The sequence below is a fragment of the Sulfitobacter sp. genome (assembly GCF_036960155.1).
Classification (GTDB): Bacteria; Pseudomonadota; Alphaproteobacteria; order Rhodobacterales; family Rhodobacteraceae; genus Sulfitobacter.
Window position 1 is genome coordinate 256992 of the sequence record NZ_JBALWB010000002.1, and the last position, 17768, is coordinate 274759.

Genomic DNA, 17768 nt, shown 5'->3' on the forward strand with positions numbered 1-17768 from the left:
AAGCAAGTGGCGCACAGGGCAATGGGCGCGATGGTCGCAGACAGAAGTATTTTCAAGAGGACTACACAGGAATGCGATGGATGTTGGGAGGGCAAAGTGGATGAAGATTAAATATTGTGTATTTGAAGCAATAAAGCGCGCTCAGTGACGAAAAAATTAATAGGTGAGTAAAGCTCTTTGTCGATGATGGTGGTAGCCAAAATTGCAGGTACCGTTTGTGAACGATCCCAAGCCCTTGTTGCAACGCGATCGCGTTCAAAGCTCCCCATTTGATGATTTGGGGGAGGGTAACTTTGTACCCTCCATCGACCGTGTCGTCAATTTGATGCCCGGGTTTGTGTACGTATTCAACCATCAGACCAATTCCAACGACTATACCAATCGATCTGTCGGCGAACATCTGGGGTATTCCTCCGACGAGATTCGCGGCTTTGGTCCTCAAATGCTTATGAAAGTCATTCATCCGGATGACCTTGCGCTGCTTGCTACGCATTTCGGGCGAATTGTGGCTCTGGACGGGGACCTTTCAGTTGCGATTGAGTACCGTGTTATCACTAAGGCGGGTGCGTTGCGGTGGCTTCGTTCTGTCGATACGGTCTTTGATAGGGATGAGGATGGGCAAGTACTGCGCCACATCGGATGTGCCAGTGACATCACCATCGAAAAAGAATCTGAATTGCGGTTGTCCGAACTGAACGCAAAGCTTGAAAATCGAGTTAAGTCGCGCACACATGATCTGGAAGATCTTAATACCAGTTTGGAAGAGAGGATTTCTGCAAGAACCCTTCAATTACAAGGGGCTGTGGTTGAATTAGAGCAACTCACATACATCGCTACACATGATTTGAAGGTTCCGGTGAACAACCTCACTCGGCTAGGGCTGATGCTTCAATCGAACACGCAGAGCCTCAGTGCAGAACAGATCGAGCAAGTTGGATGGATTAACGATTGCGCCGAACAGCTGGGCGAAAAGATCCAAGGTCTTGTTTTGGTAGCACAAATTCGGCTTGGTAACGGAAACCCGTCTGTCCCGCTTGGGCTTAGCGGGGTGATCACCGCCGCCGTCGACTTGATGCAATCGGCCATGCCCAAAGATTCCTTTCCCGTAAGCATTGATGTGCCGGACGATATGGTTGTCCAATTTGAGCGATCTGAAATTGACAGTATTCTTGCTGCTTTGTTGGACAACGCGGTCAAATATGCCGAACCAGAACGCCCCCTCGACATCAAGATCGCTGCGGGGACGACAAGCGGTCAAATATGGGTGAGCGTAGCTGACAATGGCACTGGATTGGATAGCAAGCTGGACGCGGAAAAAACGTTTGGACTATTCCAGCGGGCCCATAAAACCCCTGCAGGAAGCGGTATTTCTCTTTATTGCGCGCGGCGGATGTTACATCGGCGAGGCGGGACCCTGACTTTTCATGGATATAGGGGTGAAGGTGCTGAATTCACAATATTATTTGCAAAGGAAGAGAGCCGGACATGAAACAGTTGGGACGGATACTTTTGGTTGACGATGATACCGTCACCAATATGTTGCACCGACGTGTGATCGAACGATCTGGTCATGTAAAATCCATAGATGTCGCAACAGATGGCCAGGAAGCATTGGACATCTTAAGAGCCGATTTGAAGACAGGTAATGCATTACCAGAGCTGATATTTCTGGATATCAACATGCCAGGCATGGGTGGGTTTGAGTTTCTGGAACAATATAAAGAGATGCAGATCGCATCAGACATGCATCTCATCATCGTGATGCTGTCGACGTCTCTGTTAGAGGCTGATCATGCCCGCGCAGAGGCCGATCCCAATGTGCATTGTTTTTGCGACAAACCGCTACGGTTAGAAAGACTGGCGGAACTTATTGAGGAGCTTGAGATGAAGCTTTCAAGCACCAAACCTTATGGAGAATGTATTGGTTAGGACGTTTGCGGCATTTCACCAAATACTGCGGAAAAACTGTTGAGTAATGCGATGTCAGCATCTGCCATCGTAACGGGAAGGCCCAAATCGACAAGGCTGGTAACGCCGTGATCCGATATGCCGCAAGGGACGATGCCATCAAAGTGATTCAAATCCGGCTCCACGTTTAATGAAATGCCATGAAAACTAATCCATTTGCGCAACCGGATGCCAATGGCGGCAATTTTATCTTCGGCGGGTTGTCCTGTGATCGTCAGCGGCTTTTCTGGTCGTTGGACCCAGACGCCAACACGCCCTTCGCGGATCTCGCCTGTTACGTTAAACTGTGCCAGACTTGTGATCACCCATGCTTCCAATTGTTGAACAAATTTGCGCACATCTCGCCCGCGAGCACCAACGTCAAGGATCACATACGCGACCCGTTGTCCCGGTCCATGGTAAGTATACTGGCCGCCCCTCTTTGTTGGGAAAACGTCGAAGCGATCTGGATCAGTCAGATCGCGTTCTTTTGCAGACGTCCCTGCAGTATACAAGGGTGGGTGTTCGACCAACCAAATGCATTCATTTGCAGTCCCTGCAAGAATGGCAGCCACCCGGGCCTCCATCCAGGCCTCAGCCTCTCGAAAGCCAGTCAACTGCGGTGAGGTAATCCATTCTATCATCTAATCTATTTAATGCGGGAACGGACGGTTAACCAGCATCTGTTTCAGCCCGTTGGTTCAAAAGGTCTCTACGATGCGGTTGCCCGTGTTTCGCCGATGGCTTGTTCTAGCGCGGGGGACCAAATTTTGGACTAGGGGAACGTCTCGTCAGAATTGATTGCCAACCAATAAGGGGAAGGTACTTCTGGCATCGGCCGGGTTTCGTTAGGGTGTTAGCGTAGGATTACTTGGAGTTTTGTCCGTTGTGTGCAACCGCCGAGAGGGACGATGGCAGAGTTTTCGGACCTAGATAGACAACTGCAGCACACCCATTTGGAAACAATTTTATATTGACCGCCTCAAGGAGCGATTTGGCTCTTGAGCTATGCTCTAACCCGCGCTATTGGATGCTTTACCATCCATGGCGTGCGGTCGTGGCGGAATGGTAGACGCGCAGCGTTGAGGTCGCTGTGGGGTAACACCCGTGAGAGTTCGAGTCTCTCCGACCGCACCAATCTATCCCTTTGATATTAAAGAAAACCCTTGCATACATGGGCCTAAGTCCGTTTCAAGGTTACAACTTTGGTTACAAACGGGTTTTGATATGGCCGGAAAAATCAGACATCTTATTAATCGCTCAGGGCGCTATCACGCACGTTTGGTCGTGCCGAAAGACTTGCGGCAAGTAATCGGCAAGACTGAGTTGCGGACGCCTCTAGGTGCTGACTACCGCCAAGCGCTCAAAATGTTGCCAAGCGCAGTCGCACAGCTTCAACACCAGATCGGCGAGGCAGAGCGAAAATTGGGGCAGGGGACGAAGCCAATGCGCTATCCCCTAGCACCAGACCAGATCGCACACGCGCACTACATACAGCGGCTGGCCTTTGATGATGAACTCCGGAATGATCGTCGCTGGCCCTCCGTTGGCATTGATGATGGCTATGTTGAACAGTTGCGATATGCGATTGCAGGACGCGCTGATGATCAGGAATTAGAAGAACTTGTAGGTTCTCAGATTGAGCGTTTCCGCAAAGCTGGCAATCTTGATGCAGCAACGGGCAGTGCTGAATGGCGCACAATAGCACGTGCGCTTTGCAGTGCTGAGTATGAAGCGCTAGAACGTGTTGTTGAGCGTGACGAAGGCGACTTCTCCGGCACACCTACCGCGCCTATAATCGTAAACGCACAACCATCTGAAAAACCGCAAGAGCGGGTGAGCCTAAGCGGACTTTGGAAAGACTATGTGTTGATCCGTAAGCAAGCTGGTTTCATGCGCGATGGCGGCAAGCGGCAATCTGTTGCGATTGAAAGCCTGCGCAAATTTCTAAAACACGATGATGCGCGCAAGGCGACTAAGAAAGACTTGCTGGCGTGGCGTGATAATCTGATCAAAACGCTTGCGGCAAAAACAGTCAGTGATGTTTATCTATCGACTGTCCGTAGCTTGTTTAGTTGGGCAGTTGAGAATGATCGATTGCCAGAAAACCCTGCAACCAACGTCAGACAACCAAAACCCCGCAAGGTCTATGGGCGTGAACGGGGCTACACAGATGTAGAGGCAACGAAGCTATTGAGCGCTTGCCGTGCCTACAAGCCGAAGCCGGACGAATTTGGCAACATTCGCGAGTCAGATCGCATGGTGCAAACGAAACGATGGGTGCCGCTGCTGTGCGCTTTCACTGGTGCGCGTGTCGCTGAGATTACGCAGCTACGCAAAGAGGACATTCGAAAAGAGGAGGGGCAGTGGATCGTCAGGATTACGCCAGACGCAGGCACGGTCAAATCTGGTGGCTATCGTGACGTGCCTTTGCATCCGCAAGTGATCGAAGAGGGGTTCGTAACATTCCTTGAAAATTCAAAAGCTGGTCCGTTGTTTCATACGGCAACCGATCCTGCGAAATATGAGCAGTTCGCCAGAACGACAGCGGAGAAATTATCTAAATGGCTGCGCACCGCCAACCTCGTGCCGGAGGACGTGCAGCCAAGCCACGGTTGGCGGCACAGGTTCAAGACGCTGTGTCGCGAGTATGGTATCCCTGATGGAACATATGATGCCATCCAAGGTCACTCAGGCAAGACCGCCAGTGCGAACTATGGTGATGTGACGCTCAAGACGAAAGTTATCGCTATTGAATGTCTGCCGCGATACCAGCTCTAATCGGGTAACTTTCGTAGAGTTGCGCGACAGCTTAAAGGTCTAAGGCTATCATATTATCTACATGTTCCAAAATACTGTCAAACGCAGGAAAATGATGACCGTCGTTTCTAAGTCTTGAAATAACCTCAGCAACCGCCATTGGCGTTTTTGCGATATTTGTTACGTCTAGATCATAGTCGCCAGCTATCTGTAGGAATGTAGCTTCCCAGTTTTCGCCACAGACCGATCTTAAATAGCCCTCTAGATCATGACCGAATGCTGCGTAATGGCTAGTTGTGCAATCTGGGAAATCGACAGGCTCAGCAACGTTTGCTATTTTTTGTAGCAGTAAATTTGTTTGTGGTTTCTGCCTTTTCTTGGATTTTGTAGCATCAGAGTCAAAAACTGCGTAAGTGGGAATGCCTAATCGATTGAAAATATAGAAAGGCTTGTCCATTTTCGTTTTCCCATCCACTGAAATAACAACGATCCCTTCCGCAATATTGTCTCGCCCGTTGGCTCGATAACATCCTTCGATAACTGCCCTGTCGGTTACTCCTTCCACTAGTATGATTTTTTCAGCAAAAAATCCTTCGCATAGCTCTCGTGAAAATATGTGCATTTTTGCTTGGAATGCTTCTACGGCCATTGGCTCAACATCTAACAAACCTGCGAAGTAATTTACGGCTTCGCTCAACTCCAAAGTAGAGATGGAATGATGCAGCGCACCGTCTTGTGTTCTGCGCCGAACTATTCTCGCGTTCTGAAAGTGGCCTACGTCAACAAACTTGTCTGAATGGGTCGCAAATATCACCTGAAAGCGGATGCCGGTTGATCTGTTGAAGGCATTGCAGATGTTTCTGAAAGCATCGCTAACTAGCCGTTGTTTATGTGGGTGCTGATAAATCTCTGGTTCTTCGATCATCAAGATTATATCGCTTTGTGCTTCATCAAAATCACCAGCCTCTTCGACTACAGCACTTCGGGCTAGAAATTCAATTACAGCAAAAAGTGCAGCGCGTTGGAGGCCGTGCCCTACATTCTCTAATCCGCTTAGGAACCCGTGATCCTCTACTCGAATGACAGGTTGTGGGAATGAAAACTGGACTCTTTCGTTAACTTGCCACTCAGCAAGTAGCTTTGTGTCCTGATAATATCGCTGTATCGTGTTTGTTAAGCTTTCACTTATTTGAGCGAGCTGTGGAAACCGATCAGGAGCGACTATCTCAGCAAATTCAGCATTAGTTTTTTCAATAAACTCTGTAACTTCTTGTCTGTTTTCAAAAGTTTGTTTCGCAATGTCAGAAAGCAGGCTGATGATCGGACTGCGCTTTGCATCCGTGGTCTGTTCTGCAACATCTGCAACTGCGGGAATGAAGTGCAATCCCGTTTTTTTTCTCAATTTGCCGTTAGCGACATTCGACGCCCCAAAGAAACTCTTTATGAACATGAATTCTAATTGATCTGGATTTTCGGCTTCCCAATCCTTCATGTTCTGAATTACTTGATCAGCATTATTGGCTCTTTCTAACCCTTCGGTCTGGTCTGCTAATGCGTTGAATGCTGCCCTTTGGTTTGGTTTGTTGTTTTCATTTCTGATTGGGGTGAAGCCTGGATATGATCGAGCGCGCACACTGTATATCAGGTTCGAATCTTTATCATCTGAAAGTGTGCGGGAGATTGAAAGCTTGCCATCATGCACGCCGCCAGCGAACTCTTCTAATTCAGTGGGTGTCAGATTTTTGAAAGTAACTGTAATCTCTATTGTGTCACTTTCCCGATTGTGAAAATCATCTGGTTTAACCTTTGGCGCGGCATCGAAGAATAAACTCAGGGCGTAGAGTAACGTCGATTTTCCTGCGTTGTTTCCTCCTAAGAGAACTGTAACATCATCGAAGGTTAGTCTAGCATTAGAAATTGCCCGTAAACCGGCCAATTCTAGGGATTCAATCTGCATTCGCGTAGTCGCCCCTAATTTATAATTCAATAGCAATGTGTTATGCGTAGGAGAGCTCTTAGAAAGCCGACCTTTTCAACCTCAGGGTATGTTGTGGGATTTTGCTATTCTGCGCAATAGTTAGTTGCTGAAGTGGTGAGAGAAAAGTGGATCAATTCACAATTCAAGCAACTTGAGAATTCAGTAGCCAAGGTCGTTGTGATATATGATAGACAAACCTTCAGGTGTGTGGTAAATATGCAACATTAGTTGTGTAACATGTTGATAAAATGTCTTTTAAAAATGTAAAACGCGCCCTAGGAATTACCCCGAAGGCTGCACCGCTCGACACCAAATCCGTTTCGCTGACTGACAGTGAAGCGCTAGCCCTTTTTGGTGCCATCCCCACATCATCCGGCGTATCCGTCTCCCCAACATCTGCCCTGCGCGTCCCTGCTGTTGCTTGTGCCGTTGGGCTGATCAGCGAAACGATGGGTTCCCTTCCAGCAAAGCTGCACGACAGCGAAAGCAAGGATATCGAAAAGGACCATCCGGCTTTCAAATTGATCCACAGGGAAGCGAACCCTTGGACAAGCGCGGCGCAACTACGCGAACAACTGACACTTGATGCTCTGATGCACGGTGCTGGACATGCGCTGGTGATCCGCAACGCCACAGGATCACCCATTGAACTGCACCGCCTTGAGCATGGCCGTTGCCAGATGGTGCTTGAACCCGATGGCGAACCATACTTTCTGGTGACGCCAGAGGGGGCAGGACAAGTGCGGCGCTCTTATTCTGATGTGTTGCGCGTTGAAGCGTTTGGCGCAGTTTCCCCTATCTCACTTGCGCGTGAAGCTATCGGCTTGGCCCTGCAATTCGAAGGCCACATCTCAGGCATTTTCAATAATGGTGGCAGACCTTCCGGTGTGATCACCGCTGAGAAATCTTTGGACGTAGAAGCCAAGAAAAAGCTTGCTGCTTCATTCTTCAAAGGCACAGGCGGAAATAACGCAGGCTCTACGGCTTTGCTTGATGAAGGCATGGCCTATCACCAGATCGCCATGACCCTTGTAGACGCTCAATTCGCAGAAAACCGTCTGGAGCAAATCCGAGAGATTGCCCGTGTGTTTCGAGTGCCACCTACAATGCTTTTCGAGCTGAGCCGTGGCACGTGGTCAAACACAGAGCAAATGATGCGCCAATTCCTTACGCTCACCTTGCGCCCTTGGATCGAAACTTGGCAGTGGGGATATGCACGTTGCTTGCTCACAGACGTAGAACGTGACGAACTGGCAATTGCCTTTGATGTTGAAAGCCTCTTGAGCGCTGATCATGCGGTTAAGGCAACGTCATTCAGCCAATACCGGAGCATGGGGGCTGTGACGGCAAACGAAGTCCGCAAGGAACTCAATTTGCCAAGCATTGAAGGCGGTGACGTGCTGCAAAACCCGTTCACAACCTCGGACAAGACACCCACGCCAGACAACACCGCTGACGCGCCAAGCGCCCCTGAGCAAGAGGACGCAGCATAATGTCAGATATCACACACACAGCATTTTTCGGAACAGCAGAACAGACGTTTACGCTCACTGACCCGATGATTGCAGAGCTTGAGCGCACAGCAGACGTAGGCATTGGCGCGCTCTATCAGCGTGCAATCGCCATGCAATTCAAAGCCGCTGACCTGACAGAGATCATCCGGCTTGGCCTAGTCGGGGGCGGTATGAACCCACAGGCCGCGATGCGGCTTACAGACACATACGCCACCAACCGCCCGATGGCTGAAACCTATCCGCTGGTTTTGGACATTCTTGATGCGCGCTGGAACGGCAACACAGAAGAAAGTGAGGCCGCATAATGGCTCAATTCGTAGAAATCAAAGCAGACTTGCAGGTCACAGACACAGGCGAAATTTCAGGAATGGCATGGCCGTGGGGCATTCCAGATCGCGTTGGCGATGTAATGACCAAAGGCGCACTTAGCACCCCGCAACAACTGCCAATGCTTTGGAGCCACGACCAAAGCACAGTTATCGGCGTTTGGGATGAAATCAAAAACACATCGCAAGGCGTAGAGGTCAAAGGCCGCTTGCTGGTGGATGAAATTGCCAAAGCTAAAGAAGTTCACGCCCTGATCAAATCCAAGGCTGTGAACGGTCTGTCTATCGGCTTTGAAACCAAAGACAGCAAACGCAACAACACCAAAGGCCGCACGATTACAGCGGCCAATTTGCTCGAAATCTCAATCGTTGCGGTGCCGTGCCATCCGGATGCGCAGATTACCTCTCTCAAATCAGACAAACCACAGAAGGAAAATTCCGATATGGAAAACGAAGAAATTCAAAAGATGATTGATGCTTCAATCGCCGCTGCTACGCCTGCAAATGATGCACCGGAGGCCGACACAAAAGCCTTTGACGCAGTGCAGAAACGCTTGGACACGCTCGAAGCGAAAGCGCAGCGCCCACAAGGCGTTTACGTCACGGGTGCTGATACAGAAACCAAAGCTGATCAAAAAGCATTCGGCAACTTTCTGCGCCGTGGTGTTGAGCGTTTGGACGCAGACGATATCAAAGCGCTGACAGTCTCGACTGATGCCAATGGCGGCTACTTGGCCCCTGAAGAAACAGGCAACGAACTGATCAAGCTGTTGAATGAATTTTCGCCGCTGCGCCAGTATGCCAAGGTGATCAACATCTCCGGTCAGTCGATTGTATATCCGCGCCGTGTCACTGGCACACAGGCGTCATGGGTAACTGAGATCGCCAACCGCACCGCGTCCGGTATGGAATTTGAACAGATCACAATGACGCCGCACGAACTCGCGACATTCACAGACGTTTCAAACGCTTTGCTCGAAGACAACGCCTACGGTTTGGAAGGAGAATTGCTTTCTGACTTCGCAGAGAGCTTCGCCAAAACCGAAGGTCTGGCATTCGTCAAAGGCACCGGAACAGGCCAGCCAAACGGGATCATGGTGACTAGCAACGGCATCCAAGAAATGACTACTGGCGCTGCTGCAAACTTCGCAGCGACAAACCCAGCGGATACGATCATTGCGGCTTATCACAAAATCCCGTCTGTTTTCGCTCAGAAGGGCGTCTGGATGATGAACCGCAACACGCTGGCAATCATTCGCACATGGAAAGATGGCAATGGCCGCTATCTGGTGCTGGACCCTATCAGCGAAGGCGCACCATCCACACTGCTTGGCCGCCCCGTGGTTGAGATGCTTGATATGGACGATATCGGCGCAGGTAAATTTCCTGTTCTGTTCGGTGATATGTCCGGCTATCGCATTATTGATCGCGTGGGCCTGACAACGCTGCGTGATCCATACAGCTTGGCGACAAACGGGCAGGTTAGGTTCCACGCACGTAAGCGCGTTGGTGCTGACCTCACGCACCCTGATCGCTTCGTCAAAATCAAATGCGCTGCGTAAGATGGCCTTTCAGCCCTCATATGACGTTCCTTTGTCATACGGTGTAGCAACCGCATGGCTTAGGCCGTCTTTGCGGTCTGCAACCCTCATTGAAAAGATGGACGGCGGCTTTGCTGGCGTTCTCCACAAAGTCCAACAGGGCCATACCGGAACGCTGCGCGATATTGTCCATAATTCTGCTACGGATCGCACAACAGCGCTGGCCTTGCTGGATACCATGCAGGACGAAAAGCTGAGTGTTATTCAGCAAACTTTGATTGCCCCTGCATTCGCAATCCTCACTGCACTAATGACGCCAGACCTCTCGACAGACAAACCCACAGCAACGGCCACGACAGCGACAAAAGCCAAACCCGTTGCATGGGCTGACTTCTATTCAGAGCTTTATCAGATCGCGACAGGGTGGCTTGGATGGACGCCGGACACAGCATGGAACGCCACCATTCCAGAGATCACAAATGCATTCAGCGGCCATATGGACATGCTGAAAGCAATTCACGGTGGCGGCGATGATGCCGAACAATCCGGCACACCAGACCAACGCCAAGCAAACATCGATGCTGGCCTTGATCCTGAGTTTGACCGCGCCGGATTGGCTGCGCTCAAGAATATGTCCAAACAGAAAACAGGGGAAACAGCCTAATGCCACGGCCGCCCCATATCTGCACCCGATGCAACACACTTATAGCGCATGGCGCGCTCTGTGCTTGCCAACAGACTGCAAAGCGCGAACGCAACCAACGCCATGACCGGACACGCCCAACAGCCGCACAGCGTGGCTACAACAGCGCGTGGCGCACAGCGTCCAAAGCGTTCCTAAAGATCAATGACCGCTGTGCATGGTCCGGATGTAACAAACCCTCAACCGTTGTGGATCACATCACTCCACACAGAGGCAATGACGCGCTGTTCTCGGACAAGTCCAACTGGCAACCACTCTGCACATCTTGCCACAACAGCAAGAAGCAGCGCTTGGAGCGGAACCAATGAGCTACAATCCAGATCAATCGCTATGGCAAGCAGTCTTGCAGCGCCAAGTTGATGATGCCCTGCTTGGAACAGGTGGTATTTCCGGCACCAGAGCACGGGAACGCGCCACCAACGAAGCACGTAGGCTGCTGACGACACAAAACGAAGACCTAACCATGCTCTGCGACCTTGCAGGATTGGAAGTCGAGGTTGTGATTGAGGCAATGCGTGAACGTATCGCAGCGGCACCGTCCGCGCTCACACTTGCCACAACTCGCAACGTAAGCCGCGCAACGCAGAACAATCGCACAGAGAAACAAACCGAAGCGCGCACAGATCAAGCCGCCGCATAAAACACACGCTCAAAACGATCAGGGGCGGGGTGGTTCTGGACTTTGGGGAGGTTTTGGGACCGGCGGGGGGTCAGCCGCACAAGAGATAACGAATTTAAAGTTTTGAAATAGAAAGAAGACAGACCATGCCAGCCCAAACGCCAACCGCACTGCTAAAGGCACAACTCAATCTCGATCACAGCTTTGACGATGCACTGCTGGCGCACAAGTTGGCCGCTGCTGAGACGTGGATTGCTGCACATACCGGAGTAGCATTCGACGCAGACAACGCAGCGGCAACCGAAGCCGCCCTGCAACTTGCGGCCTATTGGTATGAATTCCGCGAAGGTGGTTCCGATGTGTCCGTGAAGGCAATCCCGTTTGGCGTCCGCGACTTGCTTGCATCGATCCGGCTTAGCATCACGGCAAAGGATCAAGGCAATGACTAAACGCCTAAGCCTCACAGCGCAGTCAAAGAAGCTGGGCAACCAGCTTGAAGCTATTCCGGACGAAGTTCTGGCGATGTTGCGCCCTGCGTTGGTTAAGGGCGCGCAGGATATTGCGGACACAATGGAAGCGCTTGTGCCGGAAGACGATGGCGACTTGCTGGGCAGTATTGCGGTAACAGGGCCAAATGAAACCACGCCACCTTATGCCGCTGGTGGTGGATCGATCACGGCACAGGCCACACAGGCATTTGTCACGGTAGGCAATACAGACGTGCGCCACGGCCATTTGCAGGAATTCGGAACTGTAAACCATGAGGCGCAACCGTTCATGCGCCCTGCATTCCGTTTGAAAAAAGCCAAGGTGCAGCGCCGTATCGCTACCGCGGTGAATAAAGCAATCAAATCTATCAAAGGGGCCACGTAATGGAACCATCACTGAAACTGCAAACGGCCCTTCGTGCTTCGTTGCTGGATGATCCGGCGGTAATCGCGCTTGTTGGTGCAGATAGCATCCGAGCAGGTAGCACCAGACCGGACAAGATGCCCTGCATCATCCTTGCAGATCCGCAGACAATCAATCTGGGCCGTAGCAGTGGCGGTGCATATCTGACCCGTGTTTATATCGATGTGCATATCTGGGCATTGGAAGACGGTGCGGACATGGCACGCCAGATCGGCGGGGCGGTAACAACTGCCCTTTGGGACAGCCCTTTGCCAGTGCAAGATATCAATGAATACACACGCCCCAGCTTCAAATACATCCGCGACCCTGATCCGGAGAAAGCATACGCGCACGGTATCGGAACGGTTGAAGCCGTTGTGAGGTGGTTGCCATGATACGTTCCGGCAAACTTGATCGATCGATCGCTATTGAACGCATGACTGAGACGGTTAGTGCGTCCGGTGCAGCTTCGAAAGCATGGGCCGTTATCGCAACCGTGCGCGCTGAGCTGGTGCAGCAATCAGCCGACGAATATCTGGCTGGATATGGCGAAGCACAGGAAGGCAATCTGCTGTTCCGCATTCGCTATCTGCCAGACCTCACAACCGCTGACCGCGTTACCTATGACGGCACTGCATACGACATTGACCAGATCGCAGAACTGGGCCGCAAGCGCGGTCTGGAATTGCGATTGAAAGGCGGTGCGAAATGAGCGTGCATAGTCGCGGCGTAAAGCCGCCAGCCAAAACAGACAGCGAAGCCCTGACCAAAGCGCCACCTGTTCCGAAGTATCTGAGCAAGCTGGCACAGGCAGAGTGGCGGCGCATTATGCCACAACTGATCACGCGCCGGATTATCACGAAAGCAGACTTGGCTGGCGTGGAAAGCTATTGTGTTGCCGTAGGTGCAGCGCGCCAGATCGCAGAGACCATGACAACAGGCGAATTGCCAGACCTCAAACTTGGCGGCCTGCAAATCCGCTACATGCAGACAGCGCGCCAGCTTGCCGCTGAATACGGTCTGACACCTACCAGCCGCGCCCGTATCGGCGGCGCAAAAGAAGACGACGACAGCGACAACCCGTTGGCGGTGACATAATGACTTCCGGCGCGTTCCCAGAATGGATTTATGACGGCTCGAATATCCCTGATCCGCTTGGATATGGGGAACGCGCTGTGCAATTCCTGCGCCGTTTGCGCCATCCAAACAGCCTTGAAGCCAAACGTGGCTTGCAGCTTGCGCCGTGGCAAGAGCGTATCGTGCGCCGTATCTATGGGCCGCGCCATCCGGACGGGCGCCGGATTGTGCAGAACGTCTTCTTCCTTGTGCCGCGTGGAAACCGCAAAACATCGCTAGCCGCTGCGTTGGCGTTGCTGCACACCATAGGGCCAGAGCGCGTTCCGGCCGGACAGGTGATCTTTGCCGCTGCTGATCGGGAACAAGCAGGCATCGGCTTCACTGAAGCCGTAAACATGATCCGCGAAGACAAGCGGTTGATTGCAGCAACAAAGATTTATGACGCATTCAACAGCGCTAAAAAGATCGTGTTCAAGGCGGATAATGTATCCCTGCGCGCAATATCATCGGATGGCGGTGCTGCACATGGCCTGACACCTACATTCACCTTGATTGATGAAATCCACATTTGGAAAGGCCGCGACCTTTGGGAAGCGCTGCGCAGTGGTGCAGCTAAAGTTGACGACAGCCTGACAGTGATTGCGACAACCGCCGGACGTGGTGCAGAAACACTTGCAGCGGAACAATTTGCCTATGCAACAGCAGTAGCAAAAGGCGAGATCACAAACCCCGCTTACCTGCCAATTCTGTTTGCCGCCGATGCCGAAGATGATTGGCTAGATGAGGATATTTGGCACCGCGTAAATCCTGGCCTAGAGCATGGTTTTCCATCGCTTGCGGGCCTTCGTGCATTGGCCAAAGAGGCCGAACACAGACCATCCGACAAAGCCGCATTCCTGCAATTTAACTTGAACGTGTGGCAAGCAAACAGTCGTGACCCACTTTTTAGCATGGCTACCTATGACAACCGTGTGTTTGAGGACGACCCGACAGACCTAGAAGACCTGCCTTGCTGGATTGGTGTCGACCTTTCGCTAAATGGTGACACCACGTGCGTTGTTGCTGCTTATCGTCATGACGATGGACAGATCACAATCCGGCCAACGTTCTTCATTCCAGCAGATGGTATCAAAGAACGTTCCGAAAGGGACGGTGTGAATTATGAAGTTTGGCGCGATGCTGGCCTATTGGTCGCAACAGACGGGCCAATCGTTGATCCTGATATCGTTGAGGATCACATAAGAGAATTATGCGGCACGTATGAGGTCCAAGAAATTGCTTTTGACCCATACCTTGCCCGCAAGATGATGCAACATTTGCACGACGAAGGCTTGCCAGTGGTTGAGCTACGACAGGCACCCCTTTCGATGGGTGTTGCCATTGGTGATCTTGAATGCACTGTGAACGGCCATCTGATCCGGCATGACGGCAATGAAATGCTGCGCCACCATTTCGACTGTGTAGTTGCAAGCCGCAATGAAACCTCCGGCCTAACCCGTATGCACAAGGGCAAAAAGACAGACAGAATTGATGGGGCCGTAGCAACCGCAATGGCCGTCCATCGCGCCGTAGCTGGCGACACAAACAAATCACAATATTCCGGCGACGATGCCGAAATCTTTATATTTTAAGAGGTAATGCTATGTCCAATATGGGCCTAATCGTTGACGTTGAGGCGCGGATCAACAAACTAGAAGCTGGTTTGAAGAAAGCCAACACTGTTCAAAAACGTAGTTCTACACAAATGGAACGCCGTGCTGATCTTTCGGCCCGCCGGATCAATGCCAGTTATGCAAAATCTACGGCTGGTATTTCATCCAGTTTCAAAAAGCTTGGACCAGCGCTTCTAGCTGGTGTGTCTGTTGCGGCCATTGGCACCGCTACAAGTCGGATCAGGTCTGTTGTTGGTGAGGTAGCCAAGATTGGTGATGCCGCTGCAACCGCTGGCGTGAGCGTGGAGCAATTCCAAGAGCTATCCTATGTCTCGGATCAAAGCCGTATCGACGTTGATGCCATGACCGACAGTTTGAAAGAACTGAGCCTTAGAGCCGATGAATTTATCATCACAGGTAAGGGACCAGCCGCAGAGGCATTTAATCGACTTGGATTTAGCGCTGTTGAGTTGAAACGTAAGCTACAAGACCCGCCTAAACTGCTAGAAGAAATTGCAGACCGCGCAAAAGACCTCGATAGCGCCAGTAGAATTCGCATATTTGATGAATTGCTGGGCGGCACAGGTGCAGAAAAGCTAACCCGCCTTCTATCGGGTGGTGGAGATCAACTGCGCGCCCTGCGTCAAGAGGCACGTGATACAGGCGCGGTGTTGGATGCAGCCGTCATCCGCAAGGCCGAAGAACTGGACCGCCGCTTTGCCGCGCTCACATCCCGCGTATCCAATTTTGGGAAGGCATTTGCGGTCAATCTGGCAGATGCCAGTGTAAAGCTGGTCACATTGCGCACAGACCTCACAGACCTGACAGACACGATCAACCGCGCAGAAAGCCTGCTTGGCGATGGCACAACCGTAGAGCTTTCCACAGATCAAGGCGCGCTGGACGAACATAAGCAGGCCGTGGCGCAGATCGTCGCAGAATATCACCGCCTTGGCGAAAGTGCAGACCAGCTTACCGGACCTCTGTTTCAAGCGGCGTCAAATCTGGCGATGCTTGGCGAAGCAGATGCAAGTATTGAATTGAACCGTGTAGCAACTGAGATGTCAGAACTTGTCGGTGATCTAAACGATGGCTCTATCAGCGCAGAAGAATTCGAAAATCGTGTTCAAGACCTGACAGGCGCGGCACAAACGGCACTCGCAGAGGTCGCTGCAATTGATGGCGTTCAATTCACTGGCGTCACATCGGCACTGGCAGGCTTTGTGACCATGATGGGAACAGCCATTGCACGGGCGCGTGAATTGCGTGCTGTATTGCCAGGTGCATCACCTGATGGTCAGACCGAACCCGTAGCATCTATGCAGCGTGGTCCAAGTAGTCGGCGCGGACACAGGGCCGCTACAGAGGGGCTTGCGACAACAACATCGCCACGGCCTAACCTGCCAAGCGTAGATGCAAGCTTTGGCAGTCCTGCGCCAGTGTCCGGCGGTGGTGGTTCTGCTGGTGGCGGGGCTAGCAGATCATCCCGACAGTCAGACCTTGAGCGCGAAATTCAATCAATCGCAGAGGAAACAGCGGCGTTGAAATTGGAAGCGGCCGCACTTGCAGAGGTGACAGGCGCACAGCTTCAAAATGCAGATGCCGTTGAACTGGCGCGCACAAAGGCCGAACTGCTGGCAGCGGCACAAAGGTCCGGCGTAGCTATGACACCTGAGCTGATTGCACAGATTGATGCATTGGCTAACGAATACACAAAGGCAGGTAGCGCGGCAGAACTTGCCGCTGACAAGATCAAGGATATTCAAGACGCGACAGCAGCGGGTGCGCAGTCGATCACAGATGTTTTCACGGGAATGGCAACCGGAGCGCTAACAGCCAAGGAAGCTATGGGGCAACTGATCATCGAAATGATCAAAATGTCATTGCAAAAACGTATGTTGGAAATGGCCGAAGGTGCTGGTGGATCGGTGTTTGGTGGCTTTCTGAAATTGCTGGGCGGTGGTTTTGCAGAGGGTGGATTTACGGGCCAAGGTGGCAAACACGAGCCTGCTGGCGTGGTGCATCGTGGGGAATACGTCATGTCTAAGGCTGCGACCTCAGCTATTGGCGTTCCGCAACTCGAAGCGCTGCACAGATCAGCCAAACGCGGCTACGCGGATGGTGGGCTTGTATCCGGTGCGAAGGCCAAGGGTGGGAACGTAACAGCACCTAACAGCGCGGCACCAGCCGCTAACGGGGCGGTGAATATCAATGCGCCTATCACTGTGAACGGTAGCGCCGGAACGCCTGAGCAAAACACAGACCTTGCTGGCAAGATGGCGAAAGAGATCGAAAGCACCATGCGCGGCGTGGTCGTGAAGGAAATCCAAAACCAAATGAGGGTGGGCAACATGCTCAACCGGAGGAAATAATATGCCGCTCGAAACCTTTGATCCGTCTATCCGGCCATCGCGGGGAACGAAATTCCAGCCCAAGGTCAGCCTTAATGAAGCTGACTTTGGGGATGGGTATTCGCAAAAGTCTCCACGCGGTCTGAACCACATCAACAAGAATGTCTCCTTGCGCTGGGATGGTTTGACCGAAGCGCAGTATACAGAGCTTGCAGAATTCTTCGAAAGCAAGGGTGGGTTTCGTCCATTTTACTATCTGCCACGCGGGAAAGATGCGCCGTTGAAGTTTGTCTGCAAAGAATGGAATGGTTCTGATAGCTCGCCTTGGACTTTTGATGCTAAATTTGAACAGAGCTTCACAACCGAAGTTTAGCAAATTTAGAAACTACCTATTCCGAAAGATGGAATA

Annotated in this window: 19 protein-coding genes and 1 tRNA gene; 18 read left to right on the forward strand and 2 right to left on the reverse strand. The window is 51.7% G+C overall.

Annotated features, from left to right (window positions below):
• Positions 1 to 217: 217 nt before the first annotated feature.
• Together V7775_RS07715 and V7775_RS07720 are read left to right on the forward strand one after the other, a co-directional pair.
• Positions 218 to 1489, forward strand: a complete 1272-nt coding sequence (locus V7775_RS07715; RefSeq protein WP_335751306.1) for a PAS domain-containing sensor histidine kinase — start codon at positions 218 to 220, stop codon at positions 1487 to 1489.
• Positions 1486 to 1929 (forward strand): response regulator, encoded by a 444-nt coding sequence (locus V7775_RS07720; protein WP_335751307.1) that lies wholly within the window; start codon positions 1486 to 1488, stop codon positions 1927 to 1929. The genes V7775_RS07715 and V7775_RS07720 overlap by 4 nt, the downstream gene beginning before the upstream one ends.
• Here the strand turns inward: V7775_RS07720 and lipB are convergent.
• Positions 1926 to 2591, reverse strand: a complete 666-nt coding sequence (lipB, locus tag V7775_RS07725; protein WP_335751308.1) for a lipoyl(octanoyl) transferase LipB — start codon at positions 2589 to 2591, stop codon at positions 1926 to 1928. The genes V7775_RS07720 and lipB overlap by 4 nt on opposite strands.
• Positions 2592 to 2998: 407 nt before the next feature.
• Between lipB and V7775_RS07730 the strand changes: the two genes are divergently transcribed.
• Together V7775_RS07730 and V7775_RS07735 are read left to right on the forward strand one after the other, a co-directional pair.
• A tRNA-Leu gene (locus V7775_RS07730) sits at positions 2999 to 3084 on the forward strand.
• 90 nt (positions 3085 to 3174) lie between these two features.
• On the forward strand, positions 3175 to 4728 hold the full coding sequence (locus tag V7775_RS07735; RefSeq protein ID WP_335751309.1) for a DUF6538 domain-containing protein: 1554 nt from the start codon (positions 3175 to 3177) through the stop codon (positions 4726 to 4728).
• 31 nt (positions 4729 to 4759) lie between these two features.
• Here the strand turns inward: V7775_RS07735 and V7775_RS07740 are convergent, their stop codons facing one another.
• Positions 4760 to 6664, reverse strand: a complete 1905-nt coding sequence (locus tag V7775_RS07740) for an AAA family ATPase (RefSeq protein WP_335751310.1) — start codon at positions 6662 to 6664, stop codon at positions 4760 to 4762.
• A gap of 269 nt (positions 6665 to 6933) precedes the next feature.
• Between V7775_RS07740 and V7775_RS07745 the strand changes: the two genes are divergently transcribed.
• The 14 genes from V7775_RS07745 to V7775_RS07810 all read left to right on the forward strand — a co-directional run bounded on the left by V7775_RS07745 (position 6934) and on the right by V7775_RS07810 (position 17732).
• Positions 6934 to 8178, forward strand: a complete 1245-nt coding sequence (locus V7775_RS07745) for a phage portal protein (RefSeq protein ID WP_335751311.1) — start codon at positions 6934 to 6936, stop codon at positions 8176 to 8178.
• Positions 8178 to 8504, forward strand: a complete 327-nt coding sequence (locus tag V7775_RS07750; protein ID WP_335751312.1) for a gene transfer agent family protein — start codon at positions 8178 to 8180, stop codon at positions 8502 to 8504. Before V7775_RS07745 ends, V7775_RS07750 begins: the two co-directional genes overlap by 1 nt.
• Positions 8504 to 10087, forward strand: coding sequence for a phage major capsid protein (locus V7775_RS07755; protein ID WP_335751313.1), 1584 nt, complete (start codon positions 8504 to 8506; stop codon positions 10085 to 10087). The genes V7775_RS07750 and V7775_RS07755 overlap by 1 nt, the downstream gene beginning before the upstream one ends.
• Position 10088: 1 nt before the next feature.
• Positions 10089 to 10730: a hypothetical protein gene (locus V7775_RS07760; RefSeq protein WP_335751314.1), complete on the forward strand. Its 642-nt coding sequence runs from the start codon at positions 10089 to 10091 to the stop codon at positions 10728 to 10730.
• Entirely contained in the window at positions 10730 to 11077 is a 348-nt protein-coding gene (locus V7775_RS07765) for an HNH endonuclease (protein ID WP_335751315.1), read from the forward strand. The genes V7775_RS07760 and V7775_RS07765 overlap by 1 nt, the downstream gene beginning before the upstream one ends.
• The gene (locus V7775_RS07770) at positions 11074 to 11409 is read left to right on the forward strand and encodes a hypothetical protein (protein WP_335751316.1); all 336 of its coding nucleotides are present in this window, start codon (positions 11074 to 11076) and stop codon (positions 11407 to 11409) included. The genes V7775_RS07765 and V7775_RS07770 overlap by 4 nt, the downstream gene beginning before the upstream one ends.
• Positions 11410 to 11534: 125 nt before the next feature.
• Entirely contained in the window at positions 11535 to 11837 is a 303-nt protein-coding gene (locus V7775_RS07775) for a head-tail connector protein (protein ID WP_335751317.1), read from the forward strand.
• Positions 11830 to 12261, forward strand: coding sequence for an HK97-gp10 family putative phage morphogenesis protein (locus tag V7775_RS07780; RefSeq protein ID WP_335751318.1), 432 nt, complete (start codon positions 11830 to 11832; stop codon positions 12259 to 12261). Before V7775_RS07775 ends, V7775_RS07780 begins: the two co-directional genes overlap by 8 nt.
• Positions 12261 to 12674: a DUF3168 domain-containing protein gene (locus V7775_RS07785; RefSeq protein WP_335751319.1), complete on the forward strand. Its 414-nt coding sequence runs from the start codon at positions 12261 to 12263 to the stop codon at positions 12672 to 12674. The genes V7775_RS07780 and V7775_RS07785 overlap by 1 nt, the downstream gene beginning before the upstream one ends.
• Entirely contained in the window at positions 12671 to 12991 is a 321-nt protein-coding gene (locus V7775_RS07790; protein WP_335751320.1) for a phage head closure protein, read from the forward strand. The genes V7775_RS07785 and V7775_RS07790 overlap by 4 nt, the downstream gene beginning before the upstream one ends.
• Positions 12988 to 13377, forward strand: coding sequence for a P27 family phage terminase small subunit (locus tag V7775_RS07795; protein ID WP_335751321.1), 390 nt, complete (start codon positions 12988 to 12990; stop codon positions 13375 to 13377). Before V7775_RS07790 ends, V7775_RS07795 begins: the two co-directional genes overlap by 4 nt.
• Positions 13377 to 14987, forward strand: coding sequence for a terminase large subunit (locus V7775_RS07800; RefSeq protein ID WP_335751322.1), 1611 nt, complete (start codon positions 13377 to 13379; stop codon positions 14985 to 14987). Before V7775_RS07795 ends, V7775_RS07800 begins: the two co-directional genes overlap by 1 nt.
• An 11-nt stretch (positions 14988 to 14998) precedes the next feature.
• Complete coding sequence (locus V7775_RS07805; protein ID WP_443070100.1) at positions 14999 to 17380, forward strand: phage tail tape measure protein; 2382 nt, start codon at positions 14999 to 15001, stop codon at positions 17378 to 17380.
• Between the two features lies 1 nt (position 17381).
• The gene (locus V7775_RS07810; RefSeq protein ID WP_335751323.1) at positions 17382 to 17732 is read left to right on the forward strand and encodes a phage tail protein; all 351 of its coding nucleotides are present in this window, start codon (positions 17382 to 17384) and stop codon (positions 17730 to 17732) included.
• The last annotated feature ends 36 nt before the right edge of the window (positions 17733 to 17768 follow it).